Origin of the sequence: Rhodococcus sp. 14-2470-1a (genome assembly GCF_002259425.1) — a bacterium.
Lineage (GTDB): Bacteria > Actinomycetota > Actinomycetes > Mycobacteriales > Mycobacteriaceae > Rhodococcoides > Rhodococcoides fascians_E.
In genome coordinates this window covers 132,415-158,994 of record NZ_NPFZ01000065.1, presented here as the reverse complement: position 1 = coordinate 158,994, position 26,580 = coordinate 132,415, and the positions used below count along the sequence as shown (strand labels likewise).

The following is a 26,580-nucleotide window of genomic DNA, read 5'->3' as shown; positions in this document are numbered from 1 at the left end:
CCCTCACGTCTTCGCGAGTCTGAGCAGGAGCATCACACGTGCGCGCGTGCCAGGACTGTCGCGCGCACTGTTCGTTGGAGGAAGCCCGGTCGGGGATTGAACGATGCCGGTCAGTGCGGAAGCAGGCGTGTTCACAAGAGCTTTATCCAACACGGCCATTGCCAAGGGGATAAGCCGCTCGATGAACGTCGCCGCGTCGACGTAGTCACCGATCCCGACACCTAAGCGTCGTAATCCCCAAGTGTTGTATCCGCCGAGCTGGGTGAAGAGTCGGACAAGGTCGTCGGCTTCCTCCTGGGGCAGCCTCACGAGGGTCTGCAGGTGCGCAACCTGCGGTTCCTTCAACGCAATAGGCGACAGCCCTTCGCTGTGGACAGTATTTCGGAGAATGCGGCAGACCTCGAACATCCGATAGCCGTCGCTGCGCCGTTTGAACAGGGCCGTGAGTTTGGCGTTGCCCAGTTTCTTCAGCCACTGTCTGTTTTGCCAACCCGCCTGTCTACGTTCGTTCTTCGGCAAATCGTAGACGAGGTGAGCAGCCCTAGCCGCTGCGTCGAAAGCCCCGACGAGATTGACCAGAAAGTAGTCCAGGAATTCGACCGTACGGTCCGCGGTGTTGTTGGTCTGTGTAGCCACGGATGCGATGAGCAGTTGGTCGCGGCACCGCAACATCCGGATGATGCGTTCCCGGACCGTCTGGGCCAACAGTGCAGCAGTGTCGTTGCCGGTCGTGCGACTGTGTTGGCTGAGCTCGGAGGCCCACACCCGCCACGACGGGAGGAGTTCCTCGACTGCCAGAAGGAACGTCGAGCGTTCGTCGAGTACCAGTTGATCCGGTCCGATGACGGGGTATTTCCCCTTATTGCGGAGGTACAGCCCGACGACCCCTACGGCCTCGGCTGCGGAATAGGGGTGCGCGTTCGTTATGTCGGTCGCCTGGCTGGACAGGATGCGCGGATTGGTGGTGGCCAGCAGATCGGCGGGCATTGTGCTGCTGGCCTTTGCGACGAGAAGTTCCTTCAACCACTGTCCGGCGCTCACTCCCTGGGCTCCGGCGTCACGCAGAGCGATCTTTTCGTAGGTGCTGTAGGGCCAGATTGCATGTCCGGTCCGTCGCCCCGGGCCGTCGATGGTCGAGAACTCCAGGTAGTCGTGGGCATCCGGGGCGAGGGGGCCTGGTGGTATGAGGACCCGGCCGGCGTCTGCCGGGTCGTTGGCGGTGCCGATCCAGTAGCGGTCGATACTGTCGTCCTCTGTCAGCGACCACAGAAAGGTTTCCGGGTCCGGCATGTCGAGGGGGGGATCGATCCACTCTTCGATCCGGCGCTTGTCCGGCGCTACGTCGAGGACGATGCGTAGCGGCCGGCCACCCTGATCGAACGGGCCCGGCGGATCGCCCGCGGCCTTGTGATGCACTGACATCCGCGGGAAGCCCATCGACGCAACTCTCTTGTGTTTCTGTCCTCGGAGCTTGATTAGACGAGAAAGGGCACGGACAATGACTGTCCGTGCCCTTTGCGTACAGGGAATCAAGCCATGGGGCCTTGGGGGGCGACGTTACCCATCGCGCCGCTCCAATCACGGAGCCAGAAACCGAGCGGGCCGAGTCCGAGCATTCGGGCACTTCCTTTCGCTGGAGGAAACTGAGCCATCCACGGTACCGACGCCTGAACCGATGCGCACCCCGAGGGCTCTACCGGCCACGGATCCGTCCACCTATCATCGGCAAGGCATGGGTTCGGCACTGGACGTATCCGAGATTCGGTGCGATAATATCTTGGCGTGAGGCACTAGCCTCGTCGAAGTGAACCCGGCAGCCTTCCGGACGGTTGGTGAGCCGGGTTTTGCGTATCTACAGCGTTTGCGACGTGCTTGAACGGGCAGCGAGTTCAGCATTCAGGTACTTGTCCAACGCACCCAAAATCTCGGACTCGACCTCGGAGACTGTCTTGCCTTCGGCATAGGTTTGCGACTCATCCAGCCGAACGCCGAGCACACCCGCAAACCGCTCGAGTACCCGACTGCGGCTCTCGAACGGGGCAGTGTCCGACGAGGGTAGGGACACCACTCGTGCATCGCCCAGGTTCAACAGCACGAGGTCGCGGGCGAGCACGCGCGGGTCATTGGAGTCGTCAGGCAGCGTGGGAAGTAGCTGGCCGTACCGTTTCATTTCGGTGTGCTCGCGTACGTGCCGCTGTTCGTACTTGACTGCCCAGGGCTGACTGTTCGACGTAGTGTTGGTGTATCGCAGATGCCGGTTTCGGAACAGGAAGTCGGGGACTTCCGGAACCACGGGGGTGCGCAGAAGCCCGAGTATTTCGTCCTCGCGGTCGCTCAGGTCGAGTTCGCTCGCTCCGGCTGCTCTGGCGCGTAACGCATCGATTCGTGCCGCGTTCGAGTCCTCCTGGCGCGGCGTATACGGACGCGCTGCCTCGCATCGAGCGAATGCGCAGCCGTACGTGTCGAGTTCATCGGCTACAGAACCGATCCGGTATTGCTCAAGATTCTGTTCTGGCAGCGCGACGTCGGCCAGCCGCGTGGCATCCCACTCGAATGCGGTGTCGATCGCGAGCTGCAGCCGTTGTTCGGAGTCCCCCCACAGCGAGAGGGCGAGCGCCCACACGTCGATCGAGTGCAACCCATCCGCAAGGGTCACCGGATGAAATGCCGTGCGGGCATGGCGTCCGACCTGCTGTTTCCTGATGTGCACGGTTCGCGCCACTTGCGCGTGTGTGTATCCGGCTGCAAGCAACTGTTTGACGGTGGGGTTGAGCACCAGCATTTCCACGAGTTGCTCGAACGTGGCCACGTGTACGTCGGCGATGGTCTTGGCGGATCCGGCCATAAGCACAGTGCTGGGATCGAGTGTGGACTCCATTTCAGAATCATACGTTTCGGGTTCCCATTTGGGAACTACACGGGTTTCAGTGTGGAACTCAGGCGCAAGACTAAGGGTCGGAGGGAGTTCACTCGGTCAAGTCAACGTGTTGTAGGTGGTGATCATCGGCTCGATTCGCGTCTTCCAATGTCCGCCTTTGGCCAGGCACCATGCCACTGCGTCCGGCACCCACAGCATGGGCTCTTGTTTGGCGCGGAGGTGCTCGTAGGCCAAGCGATCCTGGATCTGTTGCTTACGAGTTGCGGCGAACAGTGTTTGTCGGTCTGCTCTGAGTAGGGAGTCGTCCTGCTCGATGACCAGGCGGGTGGCCGACATACCTGCGAGGTCGGCCACGAGCATTTGCAGTGCCTGGGTGCGACCTTCTCGTTCGGGCAGTGCTGCTGCGTCATAGACGTGAATGCGGATGGGCAGCCCGGCGATGGCGTCGGCGATGGTTCGTCTACGAGAGTCGCTTTCGGACTTGAAGTGGATGCGCTCCTGCCCTCGCAGGCGCAGTGCCACGAGTGTTTTGCGTGAGGCCTGAAGGTCGCGGACATCGGCAATCGCGGCCACGACGACGAGACCTCTGCTTTTGGTTTCGTCGACGTAAGCGTGCACGATTCGAGACGGTAGACGACAGGGGTGCATCGCACCTACGGGGTGTAGCCACAGCGCCCCTCACCGTTGAATCGCCACGCGACCGCAGTCGACGTCAGGTCTACCGGCATCCTGGTTTCATGACCGATAAGGACCTCCCATCGAGGCAGCACATCGCTCGACAAGCCGCTGAGATGCTCGACCTGCAAGCTGCTCGTCTGGTCGCGGCGTCGACGACCGATACGAGGATTGGATCGACGAAGAAAGCAAAGGCCGACAGTGAGTACCAAACGGGCCACAAACAGCTAAAGAGACTGCTTCAGCAATTGGGGGTGCCGAACCCCATCCCCTACAGCACGCTTGGGGAATGGGGCGGACGCTGGAGCAAAGGTGATCTCTCCACATGGGTTCACCGCAGGGAGTTCGTCAGCACCCTCGTAGCGGACACAGCGGCCACACTGACGAGCATTCAGGGGTCGGGCGCTTTGGTTACCGCCTCCACCACTGCCGACCCGACGTGGGCAAGTCTGCAAGATCGTATCGATGGTCTAGCGCGTGCACTGGAGCAGGCGCGCACCGATGACGACCGCCAAGACGTAGGCCGACGGGCCCGCGAGATCCTCATCGACGCCACCTCGATCATTCGAGACCCCGACTTGGTACCGGACGGGGACGACGAACCCAAGGCGGCAGATGCGAAGCAATGGATAGGGCTGTATCTGAAGCGATACGCCGCCGGAAGCTCGCACAAGGAGTTGCGCGTCTTCGTCAGGGCGACGTGGGATCTCGCGCAGCGTGTGACCCACTCAGGCGTCGATCACGTGGAGGCCTATGCAGCCGCGCAGGCCACGGTGACGGTGGTCCGTGTTCTGCAATTGCTGGAAAGCGACAGCACGGAAAGGCTGGAGTAACTCGGCCACCACTACGCGCCTACTAGCATGGTCCGATGGCCAAGAAGACCGGGAAACTGTTCATCAGTCACGCAGGTGACGATGAAAAATACGTCTCCAAGTTCGTGGAAAAGATCCTCCGGCTCGGGTGCGGATTCCCTCGTGAACAGGTCTTCTACACCTCTCAGCGCGGGACAGGGATCGCATCCGGACTCGACCTGTTCACCGAAATGAGGGAAGAAGCAGCGGCGTCGCCATTGGTCATTGCGATCGTCTCCCCTACTTACCTCACCCGTCCGACATGCTTGGCGGAAATGGGTGCCGCATGGGTGAAAGGGACGTTCCTCCCGGTGCTCACACCTGGGCTGGCCAGAGAGGACTTGCCGGGACCACTGAAAGCAATGCTGATCGGTCAGCTCGACGAGGCCACCGCTGGGCAGGACCTCGACGTAATGCACGACAGGGTCATCGAAGCGTTCGGTCTCAAGGCGAATACCGCAGATTGGACTATTCACAGGGACAAGTGGCTGGTCAGCGCCTCACGATACGAGGAGTTGCTGGGGAAGGTCGAGACCTACTCTGCAGAACAGGTCGCCGAAATCGAACTTCAGCTCGAGCAAAAGACGGAAAGCTACAACCTTCTGCTTGAGAAGTTCGGGGAGCTCGAGGATCGCTATGACGCCCTATTAGCGGCGAAGACCCAGGAGCAGATTGCGGCTGTGGAATTGCCCGAGGGCGAAAGGGAGCAGTTCGAGCACCTTGCCGGTGCGGTCGTCAAGTACTTTCAAGAATCCCGCATGCCAGGCTCCGTAATCACGGCGATTCGCTTCCATGTCTCCAACGACGATCTGATCCTGCCCGACAGCTTTCATGACGTAGACGACGAAAATCCCGCGTTCTACGACGCCGCCGAACGCGGTTTTTTGGTGATCGACAACGACCCCCCGCTCGAGGTCGCACTCAATCAGCAGCACCCAAGGATCAAGAAGGCGCTCGCGCTCGTCGAAGCCTTCGTCGAATGGTTCGATTCACCTAGTCGCACGGAGGGGTTCAAACGGTGGTTCGAGGACCAGTTCGACTTGCCCGTCGATTTGAAGAGTTCCGATGTCTGGGATGCTGTGCTGCGTCCCTGACCACCAGTCAGCCGACCGGTTCACCTGTCCAGGCCGTGATCGCGGTGTCGATCCGGTTCCGGCGCAGGCGGGCGGATGGTGCCGGCCTTCTTGGTGGACTGGCGGTTGAGCATGGATTTGAGCGGCGATACGTCTCGCTCGGCCTGAGGCGATTCGTGACTCGATGCCTCGGTTTCGAGGTCGCGTAGTGCGCCTTCGGCGGCGTAACGGGCCGAGTCGCGGCGTTCCTCGAACCCGGAGGTCGAGTTGTCGGGGCCTGTCCATGCGGTCCAGTGCCAGGTGCGGTCAGTCCATTGGATCGCCGCTCCTGGTGCACCGCTGTCGCGGTCTGCTCCGCGTTGAAAGCGTGATCCGTCAGGCGATTTCGGCTTCCATGGGTAGTCGGCGCGGCGTGCGTCTCGCTCGGTTTGGGCTGCGGCCCACTTTTCGGCGAAGGCCTGCATCCGGTCGGGGACGGACTGGACGAGTGCTGCGCGGCTGCTGTGTTGGGCGTCCGCGTGTGCGGGGGTGGGGTTGAGGTCGAGGCTCCATTTCGGGTATAGCCCTTGCGATCGGCGCCGGTCGAGGTCGCGGCCGCGTTCGGTGAGCGCTTCGGGTGAGTTCTCGCGGGCGTTGACGTCTGCTTTGAGTTCGGCGAGCGCGTAGCGGGCCTGGGCGAGTTCGTCGGTGCGCGTGAAGGTTCGGTCTTCCTGCGCGGTGAGCTCGGTCAGTCTCCCGGCGATGTGTGCGCGGTCGGCATGAGCTGCGGTCGCGCGCACGGGCAGCTCTTTGATCATGTTGCGCATCTGCTGGAGGATCCCGCGTGCGGCGGTGGTACTGGACATCGCTTCGGTGAGTTTGCGGTGCTCGACGTAGCGTTTCGGGCCTGCTGGTATGGAGAGTTCGAGCTGGTCGTTGACCGGGCGGTAGGTGCCGGCGATCGCGACGCCGGCGATCTCCGCGAACTCGCTCGGTCGTCCGCTCTTGACTGCTCGCATGTCGATGTAGGTGGTGCGCAGGACGTTCTGCAGCGCGTCGACGAGCGATTCGGTGTCGTCGTCGGCGGCGGTCCGGTGATCGATAGTGATCATCTTCTCGGCGCGGTCGTCGATGTCGAGCCATGCTGCAGCGCGGTCGGCATTGGCCTCGATAGTGGGCATGTCGGCGTCGAGGCGCTGGGCGGCGCGGTCGAGGCGGTCGATGGCCGCGCGGCGGGAGGCGTTCGCGTTGGCGATCATGGTCTGTTCGGATTCGAGCGCGTCGACGTGCGCCTGCTGCTCGATCGCGCGGACGTAGACGGGGTCGCCGGTGGCGGCGGCCTTGGTCTGCGCGGCCGACAGGGCGATGTCGCCGCCGACGTCTTCCATCGTGTCGGGGATCTCGCCTCCGCGTAGCTGCTGGACGGAGTGGGCTTTGCGTTCGATGATCTGCCACATGGTGGCGTCGTAGGAGCGTCGGGCGACGATGTTGACCACGTCGACCTCGCGGTGGACGTTGCCCTGCCGGATGATGCGCCCGAACCGCTGCTGCATGTCGGCTGCGGTCCACGCGGGATCGAGGGAGATGAGTTGCTTGAGCAGGCGTTGGGCGTTGACGCCGGTGCCGAGCTTGGGTGTCGAGCCGATCAGCACGCGAACCTTGCCGGCGCGGCAGTCGGCGAAGAGCTGCTGCTTCTGTTTCGGTGTCGGGTAGTCGTGAATGAACACGACCTCCGATCGCTCCATTCCTCTGTCCACCAACGCTTCTCGCAGGCGAGCGTAGAGACTCTTGTCCGCCGCCCCGCCGGCCTTGGGGGTGCCGCGGTCGCAAAAGACCATCTGGAATACCCCGCGGGCGTCGGGGCCGTGCCGGTCGGCGGGGGTGAACAGGTCGCGGTGCTCGAGGTGGGTGTTCCAGAGCAGATCCGCTGCGACGGCGACTCGGTCGTGTTCGGGTTCCGGTTCGGGCAGTTTCGCCAGGGTCGGGTGCAGGGAGGCGTTGCGGCCGTCGTTGGAGATCTTCAACGCGTTGTCGACGTCCATGCTGCGTCCGGAGGTCGCGGCCATGCGTTCGTCGAGATCGAACATGAAGTCTCGGACCTGCGGTGCGAGGTCGAATTCGACGACCAGCGGCTTGCCGGTGCGCATTCGCGGCAACTCGACGGGGATCTGGTCCTCGGTGACCACGTCGCGGAATTGATCGACCATGGCGATCAGTTGCCGCAAGTTCTGGTACTCGGCCATCCGCGAGATCGGCCGCAGTGAGGTACCGGTGATGTTCATTTCGACGGTGGTGCGCTGTTTGGCGAATGTCTGTGCCCAGGCGTCGATGTGGCCGATTCCGGCGGCGTCGAGCAGATCGGGGCGCAGATAGCGGTTCATCACCCACAGCTCGGACAGGGAGTTGCTCACCGGTGTTCCGGTGGCGAAGGCGATCGCTTTCGCGGGGGCGTCGGGTTGTCCGGATTCGACGTTGCGCAGGATGGCGCGGTCGCGTAGCCAGCGCGCTTTCATCTCCAGGTCGGAGGCGCGTTGCGATCCCTCGGGCAGGGACAGGTCGGCGGAGTTGGAGGTGCGGGCGAGGTTCTTGTAGTAGTGCGCCTCGTCGACCCAGAGGAAGTCGCAGCCGGACTGCTCGAATGTCAGTCCGGTGTCGGATGCTTTGGAGGACACCAGTTTCTGCTGTTTGGCTTGTTCGCGTTTGAGGACGCGTTCGATCTGTTTGACGGTGTGCTCGCCGCCGGTCTCCTTGGCGCGTTCGAGGCCTTCGCGTAGTTCCATCATGCGGGTCTCGATGTAGGCGAGCTCGGTGTCCTTGCTGACCGCGATCAGCTTCATCACCGATTCGGGGACGATGACCATGTCCCAGTCGGTCACCGCTGTTTGGCCGATAAAGCGTTGCCGGTCGCGGGGCCCGGACAGGTCGCCGCCGACGAGCACTTTCGCGGCCGGGTAGGCATCGCGAACCTCGGCGGCCCACTGGTCGACGAGGTGGTTCGGCACGACCACCCACGGCTGGCGTTTGTGTCCGAGTCGGCGCATCTCCATGCAGCTGATGGTGATGGTGAGGGTCTTGCCCGATCCGACGCAGTGATCGAGCAGGATCGTCTCCCCGTGAGTCAGACGTTGTTCGGCTTGGCACTGGTAGTAGTACGGAATGTAGTTGGGGTTCAGGCCCGGGTACTGCTTGTGCTCGGTGGCGAACTGGGGTTTGACGAACCGGTTGAACCGCCCGTTGTAGACCTCGGTGAGGTGCTCGTAGCGGGCCGGATCGGACCAGAGCCACTGCACGAACTTCTCTTCCAGCCGTACCGCGCGATTGCGCAGGTCGGTGGTGTGTTTGGGGTGGAATCGCGGTTTGGGCTCGCGGTCGAGCTCGCTCTCGGTCTTGAGCACTTCGACGGGCTTGTTGTTGGCGATCGCGGTGAACAGCTCGAGCCCGGAGTAGCGGCCGGCGATGCCCCACGGGTCCTCGTAGCCTTGCGGGTCGTCCCAGTTCGGGGCCGAACTGGTCTCGAACTGCCAGGTCGCGTTGACTGCGGCGTACGAGACGGTCAGCTCGTCGGGGTCGATCCCGAACTCCTGGACCAGGAACTGCTTGTGGTTGTCGACTCCGACCCATTCCGCGCCGGGACGCACCCCGATGCGCGCGGGGTCGGCATCCGGTGGCACGACGGCCTCGAGGGCGTCGACGACACCGGTGTAGACGTCGGGGTTCTCGGCTTCGGCGACGCGGGCGCGGGCGAGCTTGCTGCGGACGTCGCCGGCGAGGAATTGGCCGGCGACCTCGTAGGTACTCGGATCGGTGAGTGAGGGGTAGATCTTGCCTCGGGATCGGTCTAGTACGTCCTCGACGTCGGTATCGAGCAGCTCGGCCACCCGTTCGGGGTCGATGCTGCCGCGTTCATCGAAGGCGATGGCGATCGCTTCGTCGATGCCGGCCGCGCTGGTGGCGCTTTCGGTGGTGAAAGTGACGTCGGTATCGAAGATCGAGGTCTTGGTGGCCTGCTCGGTCTCGTCGTCGAAGAGTTCGAGCGAGCGGACCATCGCCATGCGGGGGTCGAAGCTGATGGCCCCTTGAAGGTGATGGCGGCTCTTACGGGGCCCCTGCGCCGGTGTGCGCGCCTTCTCCAGCAGTGCTTCGGTGACCTCGGTGGGCATCTCACCCCCGTAGGGGGGTAGATCGAGGTCTGCGAGGTCGTCGGGATCCACCCCTCGATCGAGGGCGGCCTGCCCGGCTGCGTCGATGCGCCACTGCGCTTCGAGGGCGGTGAAGTTCTCGGCGGTCTTCTCGGGGCTGTTCTCAGTGGCGTGGTTGGTCCACTTGAACCGGTTGATGAAGCCGTATCGGTTGGTGTAGTCGGTGTATTGCCGATCGAGCTTCTCGCGCAGGTCTTGTCGGTGCTCGGGGGTCGAGTCGGCGGTGCGCGCGCTCTCACCGATGTCCAGGACGGTATCGCCCATGGCGAGCAGTCGTTGCCACTGATCGTTGATCTCGCGGCCCTTGGCGGGGGTGAGAACCCATCCGGCACCGACCTGGTACTGCTCCCACCGGGAGCTGTGGGCGTCGAATCGCAGTGTGCCGGGGATGGTTCCGGTATCGGTCCCGGAGTCGGTGTGCAGGCCGGCGGTATCGAGCTCGTGATGCTGGGTTCGATCTGGAGCCGCGGCGGTCATCGCCAGGCCCGAGTCCAGGGCATCGTCGACGATGTTCTCCAGCGCCCGCGTCAGCAGGGCTGGTACGGATTGCGATTGCGGGGCAACGACTTTCATCGTGGTCGAGCCGTACATTCCGGAACCGACCTCGACGGTGCCCAGGATGCGGTCTCGGTGCCGGTTGAAGTACCGGTTCAGGTGGGCCGGTGCGGTGCTGTCTCCGTTCCCAGTGGGAAGGGTGACTTGGGCGACCTCGGTCCACAGCGTGGTCTGTTCGGTGGCCTCGCGGCCCGGCTCTCGCCTGCGGAAGATCAGCACGTCGGTGAGCACGTCGGTGGCGGCCTGGCGACGATGCGCGGCCGACGGCAGCCGGACGCCGCCGACGAGGTCACCCAGGGCGGCGATCTCGCGCCGCGCGGCCGGGCGCACCGAATCGGAAGTGAACGTGCTGGTGATGACCGCGACGTACCCGCCGGGGGCGGTCAGGTGCAGGGATTTGATGATGAAGTGGTTGTGGATCGAGCGACTGTTGGGGTTGTGAATGTCGTCGTAGACCGGATAGTCACCGAACGGGACGTTGCCGATGGTTGCGGTGAAGGTGCCGTCGCCGGCGAACGCTGCCTCGAATCCGTGGTTGCGGATGTGCTGGTTCGGATAGAGGTGATGGGCGATCGCTGCAGTGATGGGGTCGAGCTCGACGCCGACCATCTTCGTTCCGGTGGGGGCGAGACCGACGAAGTGTCCACTGCCGCAACCCGGTTCGAGGACGCGGGCACCCTCGGGCAGACCGGCGCGTTCGACCGCGCGCCAGAGGGCAGAAGCGATGGCGGGATCGGTGTAGTGGGCGTTGACGGTGCTCAAGCGGGCTGCGGCGTAGTCCGGGGCGCTGAGCAGGGTGCGCAGTTCCTCGCGCTCGGGCTCCCATTCGGTCTTGGCGGTGTCGAATATCTGCGGCACGCCGCCCCATCCCGACCAGCGAGCCAGTGCGTCCTGCTCGGCGTCGGTGGCGGGGCGGGACTCGGTGGCCAACCGCTGAACGATGGCGAGGGCATCGAGGTTGGCGCGGGCTCGGGCTTTGGCTCCGGATGGGACGAGAACGTCCGTGCCGAGAACGAAATCGACTGCGGGAGCAGTAAATCGGGCTGAGTGGTCAGCGGAGTCGACACCGCTACCTAACGGTTCCCGGCTCGGTCCGCCCGCGTCGACGCCGCCGAGTTCGGCGGCGGTCTCGGGTTCGGGCGTCGCTTCCGGTCCGGTCGCGGTCTGGGGTTCGGGTTCTGGCGTGACGGTGTCGGAGACGGCGGCATAGCGGCGGGCGGTGTCGGCGCTGATGTAGACGGTGGAGCCGTCGGGGCGTTGGGCGGCGATGAGACTGTTGCTGCGCCACAACGGGCTGGTGAGGGGTTCTCCGGTCTCGTACTGGGGCACCTCGACCGGCGCAGCGTGTACCTCGCGGGGTGTCGCGGTGTCGGCGGAATCGTCAGCGGGAAGCGATGTTTCGGTGGCCGCAGCGGCGCGCCTGGCAGCATCGGTGCTGGCGGCGGTGGCGTAGCCGTGGATGAAGTCGGCGCGGATCTGTGTGGCGTCGACGCTGTCGGAGGGCAGGGATTCGAGTGCTGCGCCGACGACGGGGTCGGCGGAGGGATCGGGCGCGGCAAAGGGCGCGCGCGGGTCGTAGGCGCGGCGGCCGCGATCGTCGAAGTCGACGATCGCAGCAGTGGCGGCATTGTCGAGCTCGTTCTGGGCCAGGTGCTGACGTGCAGCTTCGTCGGTGGTCTCTGGCCCTGTGGTGTCCGGCTCTGTGGGGTCTGCCTCGGGTGCCCGGTGGTGGGTCTGCCAGAGCAAGTCGACCAGCTCGTGGGGAAGTGCATCGAGGCGGGCAGGATCGGCCAACAGCGATTGTGCGGCGCCGGTGAGCGCGGTGTCGGTGTCGTCGACGCCCACGACGGCGTCGAGCATGACCGTTTTCGTCCGTGCCAGCGCCCACGACTGGAACTGGGCGAAGGTGTTCGACGACGCCTGAGCCGAGACGGTCAGATCCGCGTCGGCGAGGACGGCGGCGCGGATGCGCTCGGTGAGTACCTCGTGTGCCGACGCCTGCGGGGGTGCCGGCGGCGCTGCATCGTCGGTGCTGCGCAGCAGTGGCAGCTCGCCGGCGAGGATGGCCTTGATGGAGCGGTCGGCCTCGGCTTTGGTCAGGCGCGCGTCGACGGTGTCGTCGGGTAGTCCGGATCGGGCGAGCAGCGTGCGCAGGGTGTCGAGTTGGCGTCCGGTGGCGGGGTCGTTGGCCCAGGTCGGCGGCGTGCGGCGTTGCGCGGCGTCGGCGCGGGCGACGGCGCTGTGGTTGATCGAGGCGGGATCGATCCCGGCGGCGCGCAGGGCGTTGCCGAGCTGCCCTTCGGCCGCGCGGGCGCGCTCGTAGTCGGCGAGCAGTCGGGTGCGCCGGTAGGACAGGTCCGAGATCCGCTGTGTCAGTGCCTCGATGCCGTCGCGGTTGTCTTGCTGGCGTGCGCGTTCGAGCGCGCGCTCGGCGTTGTCGAGGTGCTGCCTGAGACGGCCTCCTCGGTGCAGAATGTCGGCGGTGGCCGTGTGGGCGTCGACCCACTGCGCCCGAAGGGTCAGAAGGGAGTCGCGCCCGGCGTCCGGTCCATCTCGTCGAGGATCAACGTTTCGAGCTCCGCGGCGATCGGATCGCTCGCTGTGGTCGGCGTCGGCTGGTTGTCGTCGAGTCGTTGCTGGATCAGCGCCTGGGCGAGCAGCAGGAATCGACCCGGACGGTCCATCCACACCCGGTCCACGATCCGGCTCGCCAGCGGCGAGATGTCCACCGACAGTGTCGTCCAACGCATCTCGTCGCCCTTGTCCTGCGCGCTCTGCAGGTGCGCTCGGCGCTCCTCCTCGATCACTGCGTCCGTGGAGATCACCCGTTGGTAGATCTCCTCGGTCACCTGCGGGTACAGGTGTTCCTCGAGGATCTTCGATCGTGCCGAGTGCCAGGCCGTGGTCATCAACGCCACGGTCGTGGGGTAGTCCGGTGTCACTCCCGGGTTCTCGGCCCGCCACCGATCCATCAGGAAGCCGTGGGCGCTGTCCCCCACCGTTTCCTCCACCAGTTGGGTCAGTCGCGCCGCTTCGCGTTCGATCTGTTCCTCGCGTACGGCCTCGGGCAGGTCCGGATCGAGTCCGATCCACTCCCCCCAGATCCTGCGCACTTCGTCGCGGATCCGCAGATCCACGTTCATCTCCGGTTCCGACATCGTCGGTCCCCTCTCCGATCGAAAACAGGGACGGTTGATCCTGGTCGTCACGCGCCATGGTCGCTGCGCCCCCGCTCGGTGTGTGGTGAAAGCGAAAAATCTACCCATGCGGCACACCGGATCGGTGCGGCCGTTCGACTGGTCGGGCTCGTCCATCGTCGTCCGTCCTTCATTCGGTGCTCACAGTTCATGGCCACGGTCCTTTCGTGGGCCGCTCTCGGGTTCTCGGTGCGGTCCCTTGCTTCCCTTTGCCTGCTGTCTGCGTAGTCGTTCGCGTACCGCGTCTTCGGCGGCGCGTTCGCCCTGCGTGAGGGCGGCGCGGCGTTCGAGTTCTGCGCGGTAGCGAGCCAACGTCGCGGCCCCGCTCTCGCTGGGATTGAGCCGTTGACTGAGCGTGGTCTGTTTGATCTTGGCTTTGAGCTCGGGTGTTGCGGTCTTCATGGCCTTGGTTCCCTCGGCGATGCGTTCCTCGATCAGGTCCGGATCGACTGTGGTCTCTGTCGGTTCGGCAGTAGCAGTTGCCTCAGTGCTGACACTGCTCGGCACCGGTGGGGCGCTCTCGTCGGGAAGCGATGTCCCGTGCAGGTCCGGCTCGGAGTCGGGCATCGCCGACGCTTCGGATGCCGGGAGTTCCGAATCGACGGACTCGGTGGTGAGTGCACGGGGATCTCGGGAGGGCTCGACCGCCGCGAACGCTGGATCCGACAGAGCAAGGCGCGCTGTGGTGCGGTCGGATCGAGCCGGTGTACTGCGATTCTGCGCAGGCTTTTTCGGTGCGGCGGTGGGGCTTGCACGGTCGACGTCGGGCTTGGTGAGGACGGCGACCTGGCCGCGACTGTCCGGCTCGGGCGAGCGTGCCGGCGGCAGGGGGGTGTGTTCGGCGACGGCGGGGGCATCGTGGTGGGCCTCGTGCATTTCCGCGCGCATGATCTCGCCTTCGAGTGCGCGAACGGTGGCGCGGGCGTCGTCGACCGACATCTGGTCGATGCTGGCTGCCGTGTCGCGGATGACGTCGGCATCGGCGGTGGTCACGATGTTGCCGGGTCCCCCGGCTGCGGTCTCGAGGTCGGCCTGGGCCCGCTGCCAGAGCTGGTGGGCGTCGCGTTCGGTGGCGTGCGCGTGCTCGCGCAGTATCTCGACCAGGGCGAGGTCGGCCTGGGCGTGGAGTGCGTCGTCGTCGCGGCCGTCCTTGGTCGCGGCTGCTGCAGCTCGCGCCAGGTCTCGGCATCGAGCGTCGGTGGTTTCGAGTTCGCGGGTCGTCTCCAGCCACCGGGCGTGCGCGTCCTGTGCGGCGAAGTACAGCGGGCGCAGGGCGTCGGCGCGGCTGCGGACATCGACGATCATGGGGATCGCAGCGGTCATCGCGGGGCCTCGTTCGTCGAGGTACGCGCGCCACAGATCGTTGCTGCGGGTGCGTGCGTCCGCGAGCTCGGCGTGCAGCGCGGCCACCCGGGCAGCGGGTGCGATGTCTTCGTGTTCGGGGCGGACCATGCGCAGGGAGTCCATCGACTCCGCGAGCATGTCCCAGTCGGCCCCGGTGTCGTACTCGAAGTCCGGTGGCGGCAGGTCGGACTCCGGGTCGGGAGGCAGGTCCGCGTCGCTCAGCTCGGGGTAGTAGTCGTCGAAGCCGGCCTCGAACACCGGGCCGGTCCCGGTGACGGTTGCGGTGGTGGTCTCGGGGGCGTGGCTCTGCGTGGTGGCGGGGGTCGACTCGTACGGGTCGATTTTTCCGGCGACGGTTGCTGCTGCCTCGTCCTCGGCAGGGTCGACCAGTGCGTGTTCGACGGCTGGGAAGTCGTGGTGGGTGAACTCGTGATGGCTCAGGGCGGTGATCCGCCACGCCAACGCTTGGGTGAGCTCGTCGGGGCGTAGTTCGTCGTCGACGTCGCGGGCCTGGGTGAGCAGCTCGTCGGTGAAGGCCAGGATCTGCTGCGGCTCCCAGTCGATGGGCGCGTTGTCGACCGCGGCGACGAGGGAGGGCCATGCGTGATCGCTGCGGATCGTGCGCGCGGTCTCCTCGCCGAACACGACGTCGAGGGTCGGCGTCCAGTGCGGTGCGAGGTGCTTGGACGGTGTCGTGGAGTCCAGAGCGGCCGGGCTCAGGGTGCGCGAGAGCCGCCACCACAGGGCTGCAGCGGGCATCTCGTCGGGTAGTGGGCGGTCCCCGGTGACCGAACGCAGCAGAGCGGGGACGTCGAGACCGGCGCGGCGGGCGGTGGTCAGCCGGAGTGCGAGCACCGGCCAGAACGGATCGGTGAGGATCCGCGGCTCGATCTTCTGGGCGAGCGCTCTCCAGGCGTTGGTGGCGGCATCGGGCGAGCCGATGACCGCTGCTGCCCTCTTGTCGAGCCGGTTCTGCTGCCGTTTGTGTGCGGCCGCGAACTGCGGGGGACCGGTGGGCCGGAGGTCGATGTCGTCGACTGTGCGCGCTGCGCGCCACACGGCGAGGTCCGCGAGCAGGTCCGGGTGTTCGAGGAAGGGCCGGGCCCAGACCGGCGCGGTCTCGCTGGTCCAGCCGCGGGCTCGTTCGTCGACCGCTGTCGAGAGGGTGTCGACCAGTTCTGCGCGGGCGGTGAGGTAGTTGCTCCACGTCGGGTCTGCACGAAGGGCTGGAGGGATGGCGGGCAGCCACGGCAGGGGGCCGCTGCCGGCGGAATGCTCTCCGCTCGGGTCGAGCCTCCAGTCCAGGACGGCGGCGACGTCGACGGCGGTGTCGAGTTCGCGGTGGCTGGCGGCGCGGGCGAGTGCGGCGATCGGGTCGGTTCCCCCGACGGCGCGGATGGCCAGGTGCTTGCGCAGCACGGGCCATGCTGCAGCGTCGGTGACGCCGGGGACGACCTTGTCCGCTTCGGCATCGATGCGCTCCATCTCGTCGTCGCCGAGGACCTGTTCTGCGGCGGTGCCGACGGCATCGTCGTAGGCCGCTGCGGCGATCGGGAGTCGCTCGGCGGGGTCTGCGAGTCGGCGGGCGGCGGTGGTGGCCGATTCCTGCGCGCCGTCTCGGCCGAGGATGCGGGTGAACAGGTCCACAGCCGTTTGCGGTGTGACGGCTTCAGGGGTGATGACCGAGTGTTCGTCGCCGTCGAGGGCGGACCCGAAGTACAGGTGGTTCTCGCTGCGGCCACGGGTAGCGGCGACGTAGGCGAGCTGCCGGGTCTCGCGTCCACTGAAGACGGTGTGGCAGGTGTCGGCCGTGATGCCCTGCGCGCCGTGAATGGTGCGGGCGTATCCGAGGGTGACCTTCTCGCTGACGTAGTCGGCGGGCAGGGTCACCACACGACCGTCTCCGATGCGGCGGACTTTCAGGCTGCCGTCGGCGTTCGTTTCCTCGACGGTCCACCGGTTGCCGTTGCGGACGAAGTCGGTGGCCCCGATGACGAGTCGTCGATTGTTGCGACGGGTGGTGATGACGTCACCGACCGAGGCGTGCAGTCCGTCGGCCAAGGTGACCTCGCGGCCGATGATGGTCTTGCCCGTCGCAGCGAGGCGGTCGATACGGGCGCGTTCGTTGAGGGTGCGGACCGTGTCCCGGGTGGGGGCGAGCATGACCGCGTCGAGGCCGTTTTCGATGTCGCGTTGCCATGCCGAGTAGGCCTGGTCTTCGGCGGCAACGAGATCTCCGACGTGGACTCGGTTGTTGTCGATGTAGAAGCCGATGGCTTCGGCGTTTCCGGCTCGCAGGTCCAGGGAGGCGAGGCCTTCGGCGTTGTCCTTGAATCGGACGACGTCGGTGAGGGTGATCGCCCCGGTGGTGGTAGCGATGTCGCGGAGCACTCCGCCGGCGGCGACGGAGGCGAGCTGTTGATCGTCTCCGACCAGACGGACGCTGCCACCGCGGTCGAGGACGAACTGCACGGCCAGGTCGAGGTCGGCGGTCGAGGCCATGCCGGCTTCGTCGATGACGACGAGGGAACGGTGGTCGATGCTGTCGAACCAGTCCGGGACTGTCACGACCTCGCCGGGTGCGGCGTCGTCGAGCTCGCAGAGTGTGTCGACGAGTTTGCCGAGGGTGTCGGTGGTTGCGTCGAGGTCTTGTTCGAGGGCGGAGGCTGCGGCGGCGGTCGGTGCCAGACCGAGGACGTGGCCCCCTTCTGCTTCCCAGCTGCTCCGCAGTACGGCCATGGCGGTGGTCTTGCCGGTGCCGGCGGGTGCGAGGGCGAGCTGGAGGCGTTGCCCGGAGGTGGCGAGCTCCCGGACCATCTGTGCTTGGGAGGTGTTGAGATCGAATTTGTTGGCGGCGTGTTCGAGCAACGCGAGGTCGACGGTGAGCGGGTCGACGCTGCGTCCCCCGCCCAGTTGCGCGGCCTGCACGAGGCGGTCTTCGGCGGCGAGGATGGACTCGCAGGTGTAGAGGCGCGTGCCTTCGGTGGTGTAGACGCTGGCCCCGTTGCTGCGGCGCAATACCCCGGGCTCGTCCAGGTCGTCGTCCGGTCCCAACGCGACCGATCGCTGCGGGTCCAGAGCAGCATCGGTGATGGCGGTGATGGCGTATTCCATCTGCTCGCTCGGGACCGAGTGCGCGCGCACGATGCGGGCCGCTTCGGCGCGCACATGCCACTCCTGCCAGCGGGCGCGGCTCTGCCCGACCACCGACAGGGCGTGGTCGGCGCTTTCGGCGATCCACTGTGCGTCCACGGTGACGGGTTCGCGTACGGGCCCGTGGTCGTGGGTGGTGCGTCGGATCATTTCCGAGAGAGCGCGTTCGTTTCCGAGGACTTCGATTGCTTCGGCGCGCCAGGCAGTGCGTTGTTCTGCCAGCGAGCGTGGTTCGTGTTTGGCTTCGCGGGTTTCGAGGTTGGCGCGTTGGTTGAGTTTGCGGGCTTCGGCGGGTGTGGGTTCGCGGCCGAGTTCGCGTTGGAACTCGGCGGCGAGTTCTCCGCGGCGCAGGTCGATCATCCCGGCGCGGGAGGACCAGCGGGCGGCCAGATCGGCGTCGACGCCTACGATTTCGCGGATCGGGCGTTTGCCGGGGTCAGTGCCGGCGCGCTCGGCGAAGTCGACGCCGAGACGGTCTCGGAGGTATCCCTCGAGGCGGGTGTTGTAGGTCTCGGAGATCGCGACCATCGCTTTGTGCAGTGGCCGGCCGTCGATGGCGAGCCACTTGTTCTGCCCTTTGACTTTCACCTTGTTCGAGATCGCGACGTGGGTGTGCAGGTCGGGCTCGCCCGCGCGGGAGTCGCGGTGGGTGAAGGCGGCGGCGAGCATTCCTTCGGTGTCGACCTGCTGCACACCATCGGTGCCGAGCCGAGTGAGCAGGGCGTTGTTCTCGAACCAGTCGAGCGCGTCTTTGACCGCGTCATGGTGGGCGGCTTCGATCGCTTCGGACATCTCTCGCGGGGCCAGCGCCCACAGGGCACTGACCGACTTCACCGGGCTGAAGGTGACGTCGTATCCGGCGACGGCGGTGGTCTTGGCGCGAGAGTTCTTGGCCACCCAGCCGCTGAGTTCGCGGTCGTCGAGCGGTGCGCGGCCGAGTTCGGTCTCGAACATCTCGCGGGCGATTCGGGTGCGGATCTGCGCGCGGACGTCGTCGTCGACCGGCGCGTGGGAGGGCAGACCGAGGGCGGCGTTGTGTTCGGTGAACGCTTCGCCGACCGCCTTGCGGAACTCGGTGACGCCGGAGTGAATCCGAAAGGGGTTGCCCAGCTTGCTCTCTCGCAGTGCGAGCGCGGCGGCGTCTTTCTTGCTGGCACCGTCGGCGACGAGGGCGGTGGCGTGCCTGCCTTCGATGGCGGTGGCGTCGGGGTGTTTGCCTTCGCCGAACAGCGCGAGCATGTGCGCTTCGGTGACCTCGTCGCCTGCGCCGATGGTGCGCAGCGTGGGTAGCCCCGATCCCATCCAGAGGCCGGGCGACTCGCCTTTCGAGGAGTAGTAGTCCGCGAGAGTGTCGCGTCCACGTGCGGTGGCGTCGTGCGCAGCGACCTGCCGGATCAGGTACATGTACCCGTCCCCGGCCGTCAGCTTGTGCATCGTCGCGGTCACGAAACAGATCATAGCTGCTGTTATCTTTTCGTTATCCTTAATGCAAGAGGTCTGTAGGGCTTGATCTTGGGTTCGTGAGGTGAAATGGTGTGGCAGCGAGAACTGGGCTGTAGGAGAGGGCCTGTGGGTCGTGACGAGTGCTGACTGGCGTGTCTGTGTGGAGGTGGGTACTGCGGTGAGTAGGTCGGGTGATCGGATCTCCACGCGGACTCAGCTCCGCGCGGCGGCGGCGGCGAAGGTGGCCGGCGCGGCCAGCTCGGCCCGTCCGGCGGTGGCATCGTTTCTGGCTGCGCAAGCTCAGGTGGTCGCAGCGGAGCGGGCGATGGTGGCGGCGTTGATCGAGTTGCAGGCCCATGTCGGCGGTCTCGATGTGGCGGCGGAGATGGTGGGCCTGGACGCGGGAGCGGCCCGCGCTCTGGTCTCGCGTGTGGCTGCCGATGGCGCTGAACGCGAGGGTGGGTGATGGCCGTGCGTCGACCGGTGCCGCAGTCGACGACGAGCGCCGAGCAGCGCGAGATGTGGGTGGCTCGTGTTGGGGAAATCGCGGCTCTACTCGGTCAGTCCCCTCCCCCGTCCGTCGAGTTCCTCCCCGGTCCGTTGGGTATGGGTGCTCGCTACCACCACGGCACCGACACGTTGGGTGTCACGGACGGATGGATCAGTGCACAGCCGGATCCGCAGTCGTTGCCGTCGTCGGCATTACTGGCCCACGAATTGGGGCACCGTGAGGACTTGACCAAGCTTCGTCGCGCCCGCCGGCTCTACTACGTGGCGTACGTCGTTCTGGTGGTGATCCTGCTCGGTGGCTGCGCCGCAGCGTTCGTGTCGTCGACGCGGGATGCGAACGGCGGGTTGGCCGGGTCGGTGTGGTTCCCCTTGTTCATTCCGTCGATGGGTGTTGCCATAGTGGTCTCGCTCATGGTGATGAGTTGGCCGCGTGAGTACTACGCCGACGGTGTCGCGGCGCGTCTGTTCGGCAGTGACGGTGTTGCGGCGTGCTTGGCGGTGTACGCCGCGAACGGTCCTCGTTCGACCGTCTGGCCGTCGCACACGCACCCCTCACACCGGATGCGGATCGCGCGCCAACGTCGCCGCGAAGCCCAGAGACGTTAGGTTGCTCGGGACGAGAAGCTGTCTACGTGTGTGTCCATCAGGTCTGATCGGACCGGGTGACCGCCGCTCGGTAGCTGTCACCGAGATTTTCGGCCTGGACCGGGATGCTGAGTGGCACTCCGCTGTAGGACTCGCCGTAGGTTTGCGCGGTCACTGTCCACTCGGCAGTCAGAGAGGACGCGGTGTGATCGATCGCGCGCAGGATCAGCAGTTCGTTATCGCTGGTCCATGTCTGATCAGGACGGAGGTGTGGCAGGTCGATTGTGATGACGATCGTCTCGGCATCTGTGTTGTCCCACTCAAGGGGCGCGTCCGCCAGTTGCAAGCCTTTGCGGTAGTCCGTCACCGGAGGAGGCAGATACGTGTCGAACAATGGCTGTCCGGGCGGCGAGACGGGGGGAATGAACTCGTCGAACCCGAAGGTGTCGCGCTCCTCCCAGTCGAGACCTTGCGCGCCTTTGATTGTGATGATGACCTGAACGTCGTTGAGAAAGACCTGTTCGATGTTTCGGAGCCGCAGTCGCAATCCCGGCCACGTAATTGCGGCCAGGTACTGCTCGCTGTCAACCCAGCCTTCTCGCACTTCCTCAGACCACTGGGCAAGACGTGCGTCGAGGTCCGCTCTCGTTCGCGGCTGTGGGTCGTACCCGATTCCCAACAGACTCGAGATGTGCGGCGGGACACCGAACGGTGACGCCTCTCGTGATGCTGCCTCGGCCTCGGCGAATTGCTTCCGCTCATCGTCACTGATCGCGGAGGTGAGGTGCTCTCTCGCAGCCTCGCCGTTGGAAAAGTAGCGGGCAGCGCCGTCGATGAACAGTGATACGTCGATGGGAGGTGGGCCGGCTTCGATGTCGAGATACTGCTTGCGGATCTGCGCCATTTTGGGTCGATCGATGACACCCGTGGTTCGCTCGAGGTGGTAGAGCTCGATCTCGGTTCCGTCTCCGAGATCTACCAGGTTCGCTCGTTCACCCAAGGTCAGCTCCTGATTGGTTACGAAGACGAAGCCATGCGGTGAGTGCGTCTTTGCGCCAGTCAGATCGTCGGTGAACTTGTTCTTGATCGTGGTGAACGTCTGCTGGCCCCTGGGGAAGTACACACCCATGACCCAGCTCTTTCCGTCCTTGGTGGCGACGGCGTCTTTGCCGCCGTCCTTGCCGCCGAGGGGGTGTGAGGGGTCGATGTTCTCGTATCCCTCCGCATCGAGGACGTGCGCCGCGAGGCGCTCTGATGGAGTCTGGCCTTGCGTCCACTCTCGGAGGCGGAACCACGTCTCATCCGTGCGCGTCATCTAAAGGGGCCTTCCGATCTCGAACAACGGTGCAACCGCGAGAGTAGCTACCCTCCGTCGCTCACCCCGGCATACCAGTGCAGCGTTCCGTTGTCCTCGATCGCGGAGGGAAGGCCGACCTTCGATCCGTGTGTGTGCGGCTATGACCGGGTAGACTGACACCCGCTGAGGATGCCGTTGCGGGTCGATCCTTCAAGCGCCAATTCGTGTACCCACCGAACTCGTCGCGCTGATGTTGCCGACGGTTCGGGCGACTTGAAAGGCCCGCAACTCATGAGTGCCACCCCCATCAACACAGACGCCATCTACGCCGCAGCTGAGGCTGCCGTTCGTGGACGTGTCGCCTTGGCCGAAGCCATCGTCACCGCCCAGCAAGCAGTCGGCACCGCCGAGGAGAACGCCGCCAAGCAACGAGCCGAAGCCGACGCCGCGATCAAAGCCGCCGAAGCCACCAAACGCGCAGCAACGAAATCGGTCGAGGCCAGCAAGAAGGCCGTTCACGCCGCCATGAAAGAAGCGCTGACGGGCGGGTGGACTGCAGCCGAACTCCGCGACATCGGCCTCACCGTGCCGACGTCGGTCATCGCAGCTGCCTCCGGAGGTAAGTCGTCGGAGTCACGCAAACGCGGTACGGGCTCCACGACGAAGCGCCCGCGGATCAGCCTGAACGCGAGCGAAGATGCGTCTTCGACCAACACCGGTGAGCGAAGCTCCACCGGGCCGGCGGCGACGGCCGTTCCGCCGGAACATCAGACGCAGAACGAACACGTCCACGCTGACAACGCTCCCGACGTACAGTCACTGGCGCACACCGGATAGCGCGGGAGACGGGTCGATGAGATCCTCGACAGCGGGCCGTGTTCGCGGCGAGAAGTCGTTGGCGCACAGCGGCCGTCGTGTTCACGACAGGCCGACCGGCCGGGAACCGTTAGGTGGGTGGGGAGTCGGTGCCGAAACCGTTAGCAGTAGGCGATGCCGACGAGCGAGCTCGGTTTCGCAGCTACGTGGTGCACGGGCCGCATCGGTCCTCGTGTGCGATCTGGATCGGGGCCATTGCCGACGACGGGTACGGCAGATTCTGGGTCTCCCGCGGTGGACAACCGCGGGTGGTTCGCCCGCATCGCTACGCATTGGCGATCGCGCTCGGTGGGGCGATCGACGAGTCGGTGAACGCATTGCACATGTGCGACAACCCGATCTGTGTACGAGTGACGCTGGACGAGGCGCAGCAACAGCCTCTTCACGTGGTCGACGGGAACCAGTCGCAGAATCTGCGCGACATGGCCGCGAAAGGTCGCGGCGGTGGACGTCGCCAACCGGGGCTTTGGTACGGGCCGGATCGAGCCGCACGTGCTGCGCGCTCGCGCCGGTTGCGTGCGGCGGTACGCCAGGGTTGGGACGACGCAGCGGTGCAGGCAGCTCTATTGGAGAGCGGTACTCCCACGCTGTTCTGACACTGTGGCCGGGCGAGAAGTCACAGCGGGCTGCTGAACGCACTGGCCACGACGGCAACTGCCATCGCGAACAGGATGCCGGCCACCACGGCCACGATTCGGAAGCCCATTCCGAACACCATGCCCGTTGCGCGTACCGGCGCGAATCGCCAGCCGCCGTCGTCGGTGACGCCGGCGCGCAAAACCGCAACGACGATGACGATGCCGGCCACTATCGCGATCACCACGATCATCACCTCGCTTCTCGTTCTGGGGGGTCACCCCGTGTGGCGGCCAGTAGACACCAGGCCACCGACAAGTTCCGCCGCGCTCGGTTGCAGCCGGCGTGTCGACGCCGGCTGAACCAACACACTTCCGCACTTCTCCGCGCGTGCCGTCTCCGGGAGAACACGCGCGCACGACGAAAAAGGATCACTCCTCATGACTTCTGCACGAAATCGTCCTACCCACTCCGAATTGATCACCGTCGAGGTCGCGACCCTCGATCAACACAACGATCCCGGCCATGTGTTCGCGCGCGCCGAGTTTCAGTCGCGGACAGCGGCGTCGTCCTTCGCGGTCAGTCAGGCCGCGATGCTGTCCGCCGGCCGGGAGGTCGACCGTATCGCCGCCGCGGTCAATGTTCGGTCGAGCGACGGCGCACACACCGAGCTCCCGTTCACCGGGACTCCCAACGAATTGGCGGTGGTGCTCAGTAGCGAACCCGGGTACGCAGCGGGTGTGCGCAAGGCGCAAGTGCCGGCCCCGCCCGCAGTGGCCGAAGTGATCGCTCGATTCGCCGACTCCGCACCCTCGCGGATCGACGCTCCCCCTACCGCGCCGGACGTGAGCGAGGTCCGAGTGCAGTCGACCCGTCCGGGGCCGATTCCCGATTCGCGCACGGTGGTCGGGGTGTATTCGACAGCGGATGCGAAGCGCATTGCTTCCGCGATCGCCGAGCGGGTCGGCGGTTCGGTCACCGCGGATCCCGAGAGCCAGAAACTGACCGTGAGCCATGCGGCACCGATCACGGTGCACGAGCGTGAGGCGGTCGAGCGGCGTCATCGCATCGCCTCTCTTCGGGCGAACATCGCCACTCTCGATACCGTGCGTGATCGCGACCATGTCGCCGCGCTCAGTGGCGAGCTGGGCGATCTGCAGAAGCGAACGCAGTCGTTCGAGCCACGCGCGGACATCGCGCCGATAGACGACCCCGCGGCGCAGGGTCAGTCAAACGTGTCAGTTGCCGGCCAGCCCTCGACGCCGTCGATGGCGACGCCCTCCTTGCGGGCTGTGCTCAATCGCCGACCGAGTCACCCACGTGAAGCGACGCCACCGGTGCAATCCCCGCAGCCGCGCGTTGCACACGATCTCGGACGCTGACCGATGATGGACCTGTTGACGACAGCCCTACGCTGGGTGTTCTTACTACTGGTTGTGGTCGCGTTTCTCGCGTGGGCTGCTGGATTGCTACGCAAGGTGTTCGTGGCCGAGGCCTATTGGGAGGACCGCACCAACAGACGCCTGGCGACGATCGCATGTGGGTGCCTCGTCGGTGCCATCGTCACCTCCCTGCCCCTCACCCCCGGACTACCCCTCTGACCTGTCTCACCTCACCGAAGGACACACACCATGAGTTCACCCGAATCCTCCACCACCGCGCTGTCGGAGATCGACAGTCTGGAGCTGGCGATCCTCACTGAACTGTGTTCCCCCGAAGCGGTGGACGCGTTCGAGATGATGCACGCCAACGTCCGCCCGACCAACGCGGCGCGGTTCGCCGACTTGCTCTCGATCATTAACGGACTGTCAGATCCGAACTTCGCGGTCGACGCCCCGCTGAACCTTCTCGGGTTGGTTCCGGCAACAGTCATTCGTGTGAATGAGCTGGACGAGGGTCCGGACCCCCGACCAGATGGGACGGGTTGGGCCCCGCCCGGTGTGGGCGGAGCCGTCCGGCCTAGAGCTTGAGAGGTTCGATAGCTTCGTCGGTGCGGTGCTTGCCGAGTAGGCATTCCCAGGTGCGGGTGTCGAGCTGCTCGGCTGTGACCCACTGCCCGCACATCGTGGCGTGGTGCACGTCCGCGTGCAGTCCGCCCAGGTTGTGGGTGGCGCTCGTTGCGCCGCGATTCAGGGCAGCGGAGGCGATGGCGGAGAGCCGATCTGGAAGCATGGCGAGATCCTTTCGAGGTTCGGATGAGACGTAGCGATCGGACATGACGAGGGTGGACTGTCAAACCACGTCTTGGGAGCCTGCGACCGTGGTTTTACTGGACGGGGGTCCCCGGCGTGTCAGACTCGGCGTCCTCGTACGACCCCCTTTGGTGACCCATATGGGGCAACGCCGGAGGCTGCGAGGTAGCGCAGTGGGACGCCCACTCCCCGGCATGACCGCACCTGACCCGGCCTTTCAGTTGTGGCGGCGGTCTTCCTCGAGGCCACGGAGACGATCGAGTTCGGCGCGCTGCAACGAGATCTCTTCGCGCAGATCGGCGGCGATCGTCTTCTGTTCGTCGATGCGTTCGGTGTAGTCGCGGCGCAGCTCGGCTTCACGTTTGGTGGCGTCGGTGCGCTGCTGGGTGAGTGTTGCTGCGCTGGTGCGGTTGTCATCCTGGCGTGCGGTGCGTTCGGCGGCGAGATCGGCACGCAACCTTTTCGCTTCGGCGCGCAGCTCGACCAGCTCGTCCTCGCGGCGGCGATCCTTCTCGTCGTAGCGGTCGATCGATTCGCGGTGACTGGTGTTGAGCGAGGCCACAATGGTGTCGTGAGTGTCCTGCAGGGCACTGATTTCGGCGCGTTGGCGTGCGTCGAGCTCGTCGAGTTCGGCGCGGTGCGCGGCCTTCTGCTCCTCGACCTGGATGCGGGCCTGCTCGGCGGCGTTTTCTGCTGCATCGGTCTGCTCCCATGCGTCGGCGGCGTCGGCGCGGAGCTCGTCGTTTTCGGCGTCGAGGGCGTCGGCGCGGACGGTCGCGGCGTGCGCGGCTGCTTCGGCGGCGGCAGCACGTTCTTCGGCGGCGGAGACGGTGCGGGCGGTTTCGGCGCGCATCAGCTCGAGACGCTGATCGAGAGCTTTGGGGTCCGAGACGGTGCCGATCGCAGTCTGGACTCGTTGGACAAGGTCATCGAGCTGCCCGAACTGTGCGTGCAGTGCCGGCAGAACGGCAGCGAGGGACGCAACGGCGAGTTCCGGGGTCGCGGTGTCGGCCTCGTCGACGCCGACGGACTCAGCCGCGGTGCCTGCTTTCTGCGCGGCTTTGGCGCGGTGCGCGCGCACCCGATCGGCGGGGGTGGCGTGGATGCGGGGTCGGCCTGGCTTGCGGGGCGGCTCAGCTGCGGTCATGACTGAACTCTACCATTTCGTTTCATATCGTTACGTTTCATTTCATTACG

The 26,580-nt window shown here is 65.6% G+C and carries 19 protein-coding genes; 9 read left to right on the top strand and 10 right to left on the bottom strand.

The window, feature by feature from the left end; genetic code table 11:
• Positions 1–3 precede the first annotated feature (3 nt).
• From CH292_RS28265 to CH292_RS28255, 3 genes are all read right to left on the bottom strand, one after another.
• Entirely contained in the window at positions 4–1,422 is a 1,419-nt protein-coding gene (locus CH292_RS28265) for a hypothetical protein (protein WP_032406411.1), read from the bottom strand.
• 430 nt (positions 1,423–1,852) lie between these two features.
• Positions 1,853–2,878 (bottom strand): hypothetical protein, encoded by a 1,026-nt coding sequence (locus tag CH292_RS28260; RefSeq protein WP_139278520.1) that lies wholly within the window; start codon positions 2,876–2,878, stop codon positions 1,853–1,855.
• Positions 2,879–2,974: 96 nt separating this feature from the next.
• Entirely contained in the window at positions 2,975–3,496 is a 522-nt protein-coding gene (locus tag CH292_RS28255; RefSeq protein WP_081371410.1) for a hypothetical protein, read from the bottom strand.
• A gap of 173 nt (positions 3,497–3,669) precedes the next feature.
• Here CH292_RS28255 and CH292_RS28250 point away from each other — a divergent pair, with 173 nt between their 5' ends.
• Together CH292_RS28250 and CH292_RS28245 are read left to right on the top strand one after the other, a co-directional pair.
• Complete coding sequence (locus tag CH292_RS28250; RefSeq protein WP_143545838.1) at positions 3,670–4,386, top strand: hypothetical protein; 717 nt, start codon at positions 3,670–3,672, stop codon at positions 4,384–4,386.
• Between the two features lie 35 nt (positions 4,387–4,421).
• Positions 4,422–5,498, top strand: coding sequence for a toll/interleukin-1 receptor domain-containing protein (locus CH292_RS28245; RefSeq protein ID WP_032406407.1), 1,077 nt, complete (start codon positions 4,422–4,424; stop codon positions 5,496–5,498).
• Between the two features lie 20 nt (positions 5,499–5,518).
• Here CH292_RS28245 and CH292_RS29545 read toward each other — a convergent pair whose 3' ends face one another.
• The 3 genes from CH292_RS29545 to mobF all read right to left on the bottom strand — a co-directional run bounded on the left by CH292_RS29545 (position 5,519) and on the right by mobF (position 19,350).
• Positions 5,519–9,502, bottom strand: coding sequence for a helicase-related protein (locus CH292_RS29545; protein WP_256978611.1), 3,984 nt, complete (start codon positions 9,500–9,502; stop codon positions 5,519–5,521).
• A gap of 3,227 nt (positions 9,503–12,729) precedes the next feature.
• Positions 12,730–13,368 carry a hypothetical protein gene (locus CH292_RS29540; RefSeq protein ID WP_032406406.1) on the bottom strand — a complete coding sequence of 213 codons (639 nt, stop codon included), beginning with the start codon at positions 13,366–13,368 and terminating at the stop codon, positions 12,730–12,732.
• A 180-nt stretch (positions 13,369–13,548) separates the two neighbouring features.
• Entirely contained in the window at positions 13,549–19,350 is a 5,802-nt protein-coding gene (mobF, locus tag CH292_RS28235; protein ID WP_162182871.1) for a MobF family relaxase, read from the bottom strand.
• A gap of 175 nt (positions 19,351–19,525) precedes the next feature.
• Between mobF and CH292_RS28230 the strand changes: the two genes are divergently transcribed.
• Together CH292_RS28230 and CH292_RS28225 are read left to right on the top strand one after the other, a co-directional pair.
• Positions 19,526–19,813: a hypothetical protein gene (locus CH292_RS28230; RefSeq protein WP_139278519.1), complete on the top strand. Its 288-nt coding sequence runs from the start codon at positions 19,526–19,528 to the stop codon at positions 19,811–19,813.
• Positions 19,813–20,463, top strand: a complete 651-nt coding sequence (locus CH292_RS28225; RefSeq protein WP_032406404.1) for a M48 family metalloprotease — start codon at positions 19,813–19,815, stop codon at positions 20,461–20,463. Before CH292_RS28230 ends, CH292_RS28225 begins: the two co-directional genes overlap by 1 nt.
• 37 nt (positions 20,464–20,500) lie before the next feature.
• Here the strand turns inward: CH292_RS28225 and CH292_RS28220 are convergent, their stop codons facing one another.
• The gene (locus CH292_RS28220; RefSeq protein ID WP_032406403.1) at positions 20,501–21,757 is read right to left on the bottom strand and encodes a hypothetical protein; all 1,257 of its coding nucleotides are present in this window, start codon (positions 21,755–21,757) and stop codon (positions 20,501–20,503) included.
• Positions 21,758–22,030: 273 nt separating this feature from the next.
• Between CH292_RS28220 and CH292_RS28215 the strand changes: the two genes are divergently transcribed.
• The gene (locus CH292_RS28215; protein ID WP_032406402.1) at positions 22,031–22,576 is read left to right on the top strand and encodes a hypothetical protein; all 546 of its coding nucleotides are present in this window, start codon (positions 22,031–22,033) and stop codon (positions 22,574–22,576) included.
• Between the two features lie 128 nt (positions 22,577–22,704).
• Complete coding sequence (locus CH292_RS28210) at positions 22,705–23,211, top strand: hypothetical protein (protein ID WP_032406434.1); 507 nt, start codon at positions 22,705–22,707, stop codon at positions 23,209–23,211.
• A 20-nt stretch (positions 23,212–23,231) separates the two neighbouring features.
• Here the strand turns inward: CH292_RS28210 and CH292_RS28205 are convergent, their stop codons facing one another.
• Complete coding sequence (locus CH292_RS28205; protein WP_032406401.1) at positions 23,232–23,444, bottom strand: hypothetical protein; 213 nt, start codon at positions 23,442–23,444, stop codon at positions 23,232–23,234.
• A gap of 187 nt (positions 23,445–23,631) precedes the next feature.
• Here CH292_RS28205 and CH292_RS28200 point away from each other — a divergent pair, with 187 nt between their 5' ends.
• Genes CH292_RS28200 through CH292_RS28190 form a run of 3 tightly spaced genes read left to right on the top strand, consistent with a single transcriptional unit; the run spans position 23,632 to position 25,161 of the window.
• Entirely contained in the window at positions 23,632–24,573 is a 942-nt protein-coding gene (locus CH292_RS28200; protein ID WP_072692222.1) for a hypothetical protein, read from the top strand.
• A gap of 15 nt (positions 24,574–24,588) precedes the next feature.
• Entirely contained in the window at positions 24,589–24,792 is a 204-nt protein-coding gene (locus CH292_RS28195; RefSeq protein ID WP_139278527.1) for a hypothetical protein, read from the top strand.
• A 30-nt stretch (positions 24,793–24,822) separates the two neighbouring features.
• Positions 24,823–25,161, top strand: coding sequence for a hypothetical protein (locus CH292_RS28190; RefSeq protein ID WP_094656324.1), 339 nt, complete (start codon positions 24,823–24,825; stop codon positions 25,159–25,161).
• On the opposite strand, the gene CH292_RS28185 is transcribed toward CH292_RS28190, so the two are convergent.
• Positions 25,151–25,363 (bottom strand): hypothetical protein, encoded by a 213-nt coding sequence (locus CH292_RS28185; RefSeq protein ID WP_139278526.1) that lies wholly within the window; start codon positions 25,361–25,363, stop codon positions 25,151–25,153. The genes CH292_RS28190 and CH292_RS28185 overlap by 11 nt on opposite strands.
• A gap of 237 nt (positions 25,364–25,600) precedes the next feature.
• Positions 25,601–26,530 carry a hypothetical protein gene (locus tag CH292_RS28180; protein ID WP_032406396.1) on the bottom strand — a complete coding sequence of 310 codons (930 nt, stop codon included), beginning with the start codon at positions 26,528–26,530 and terminating at the stop codon, positions 25,601–25,603.
• Positions 26,531–26,580: the final 50 nt, after the last annotated feature.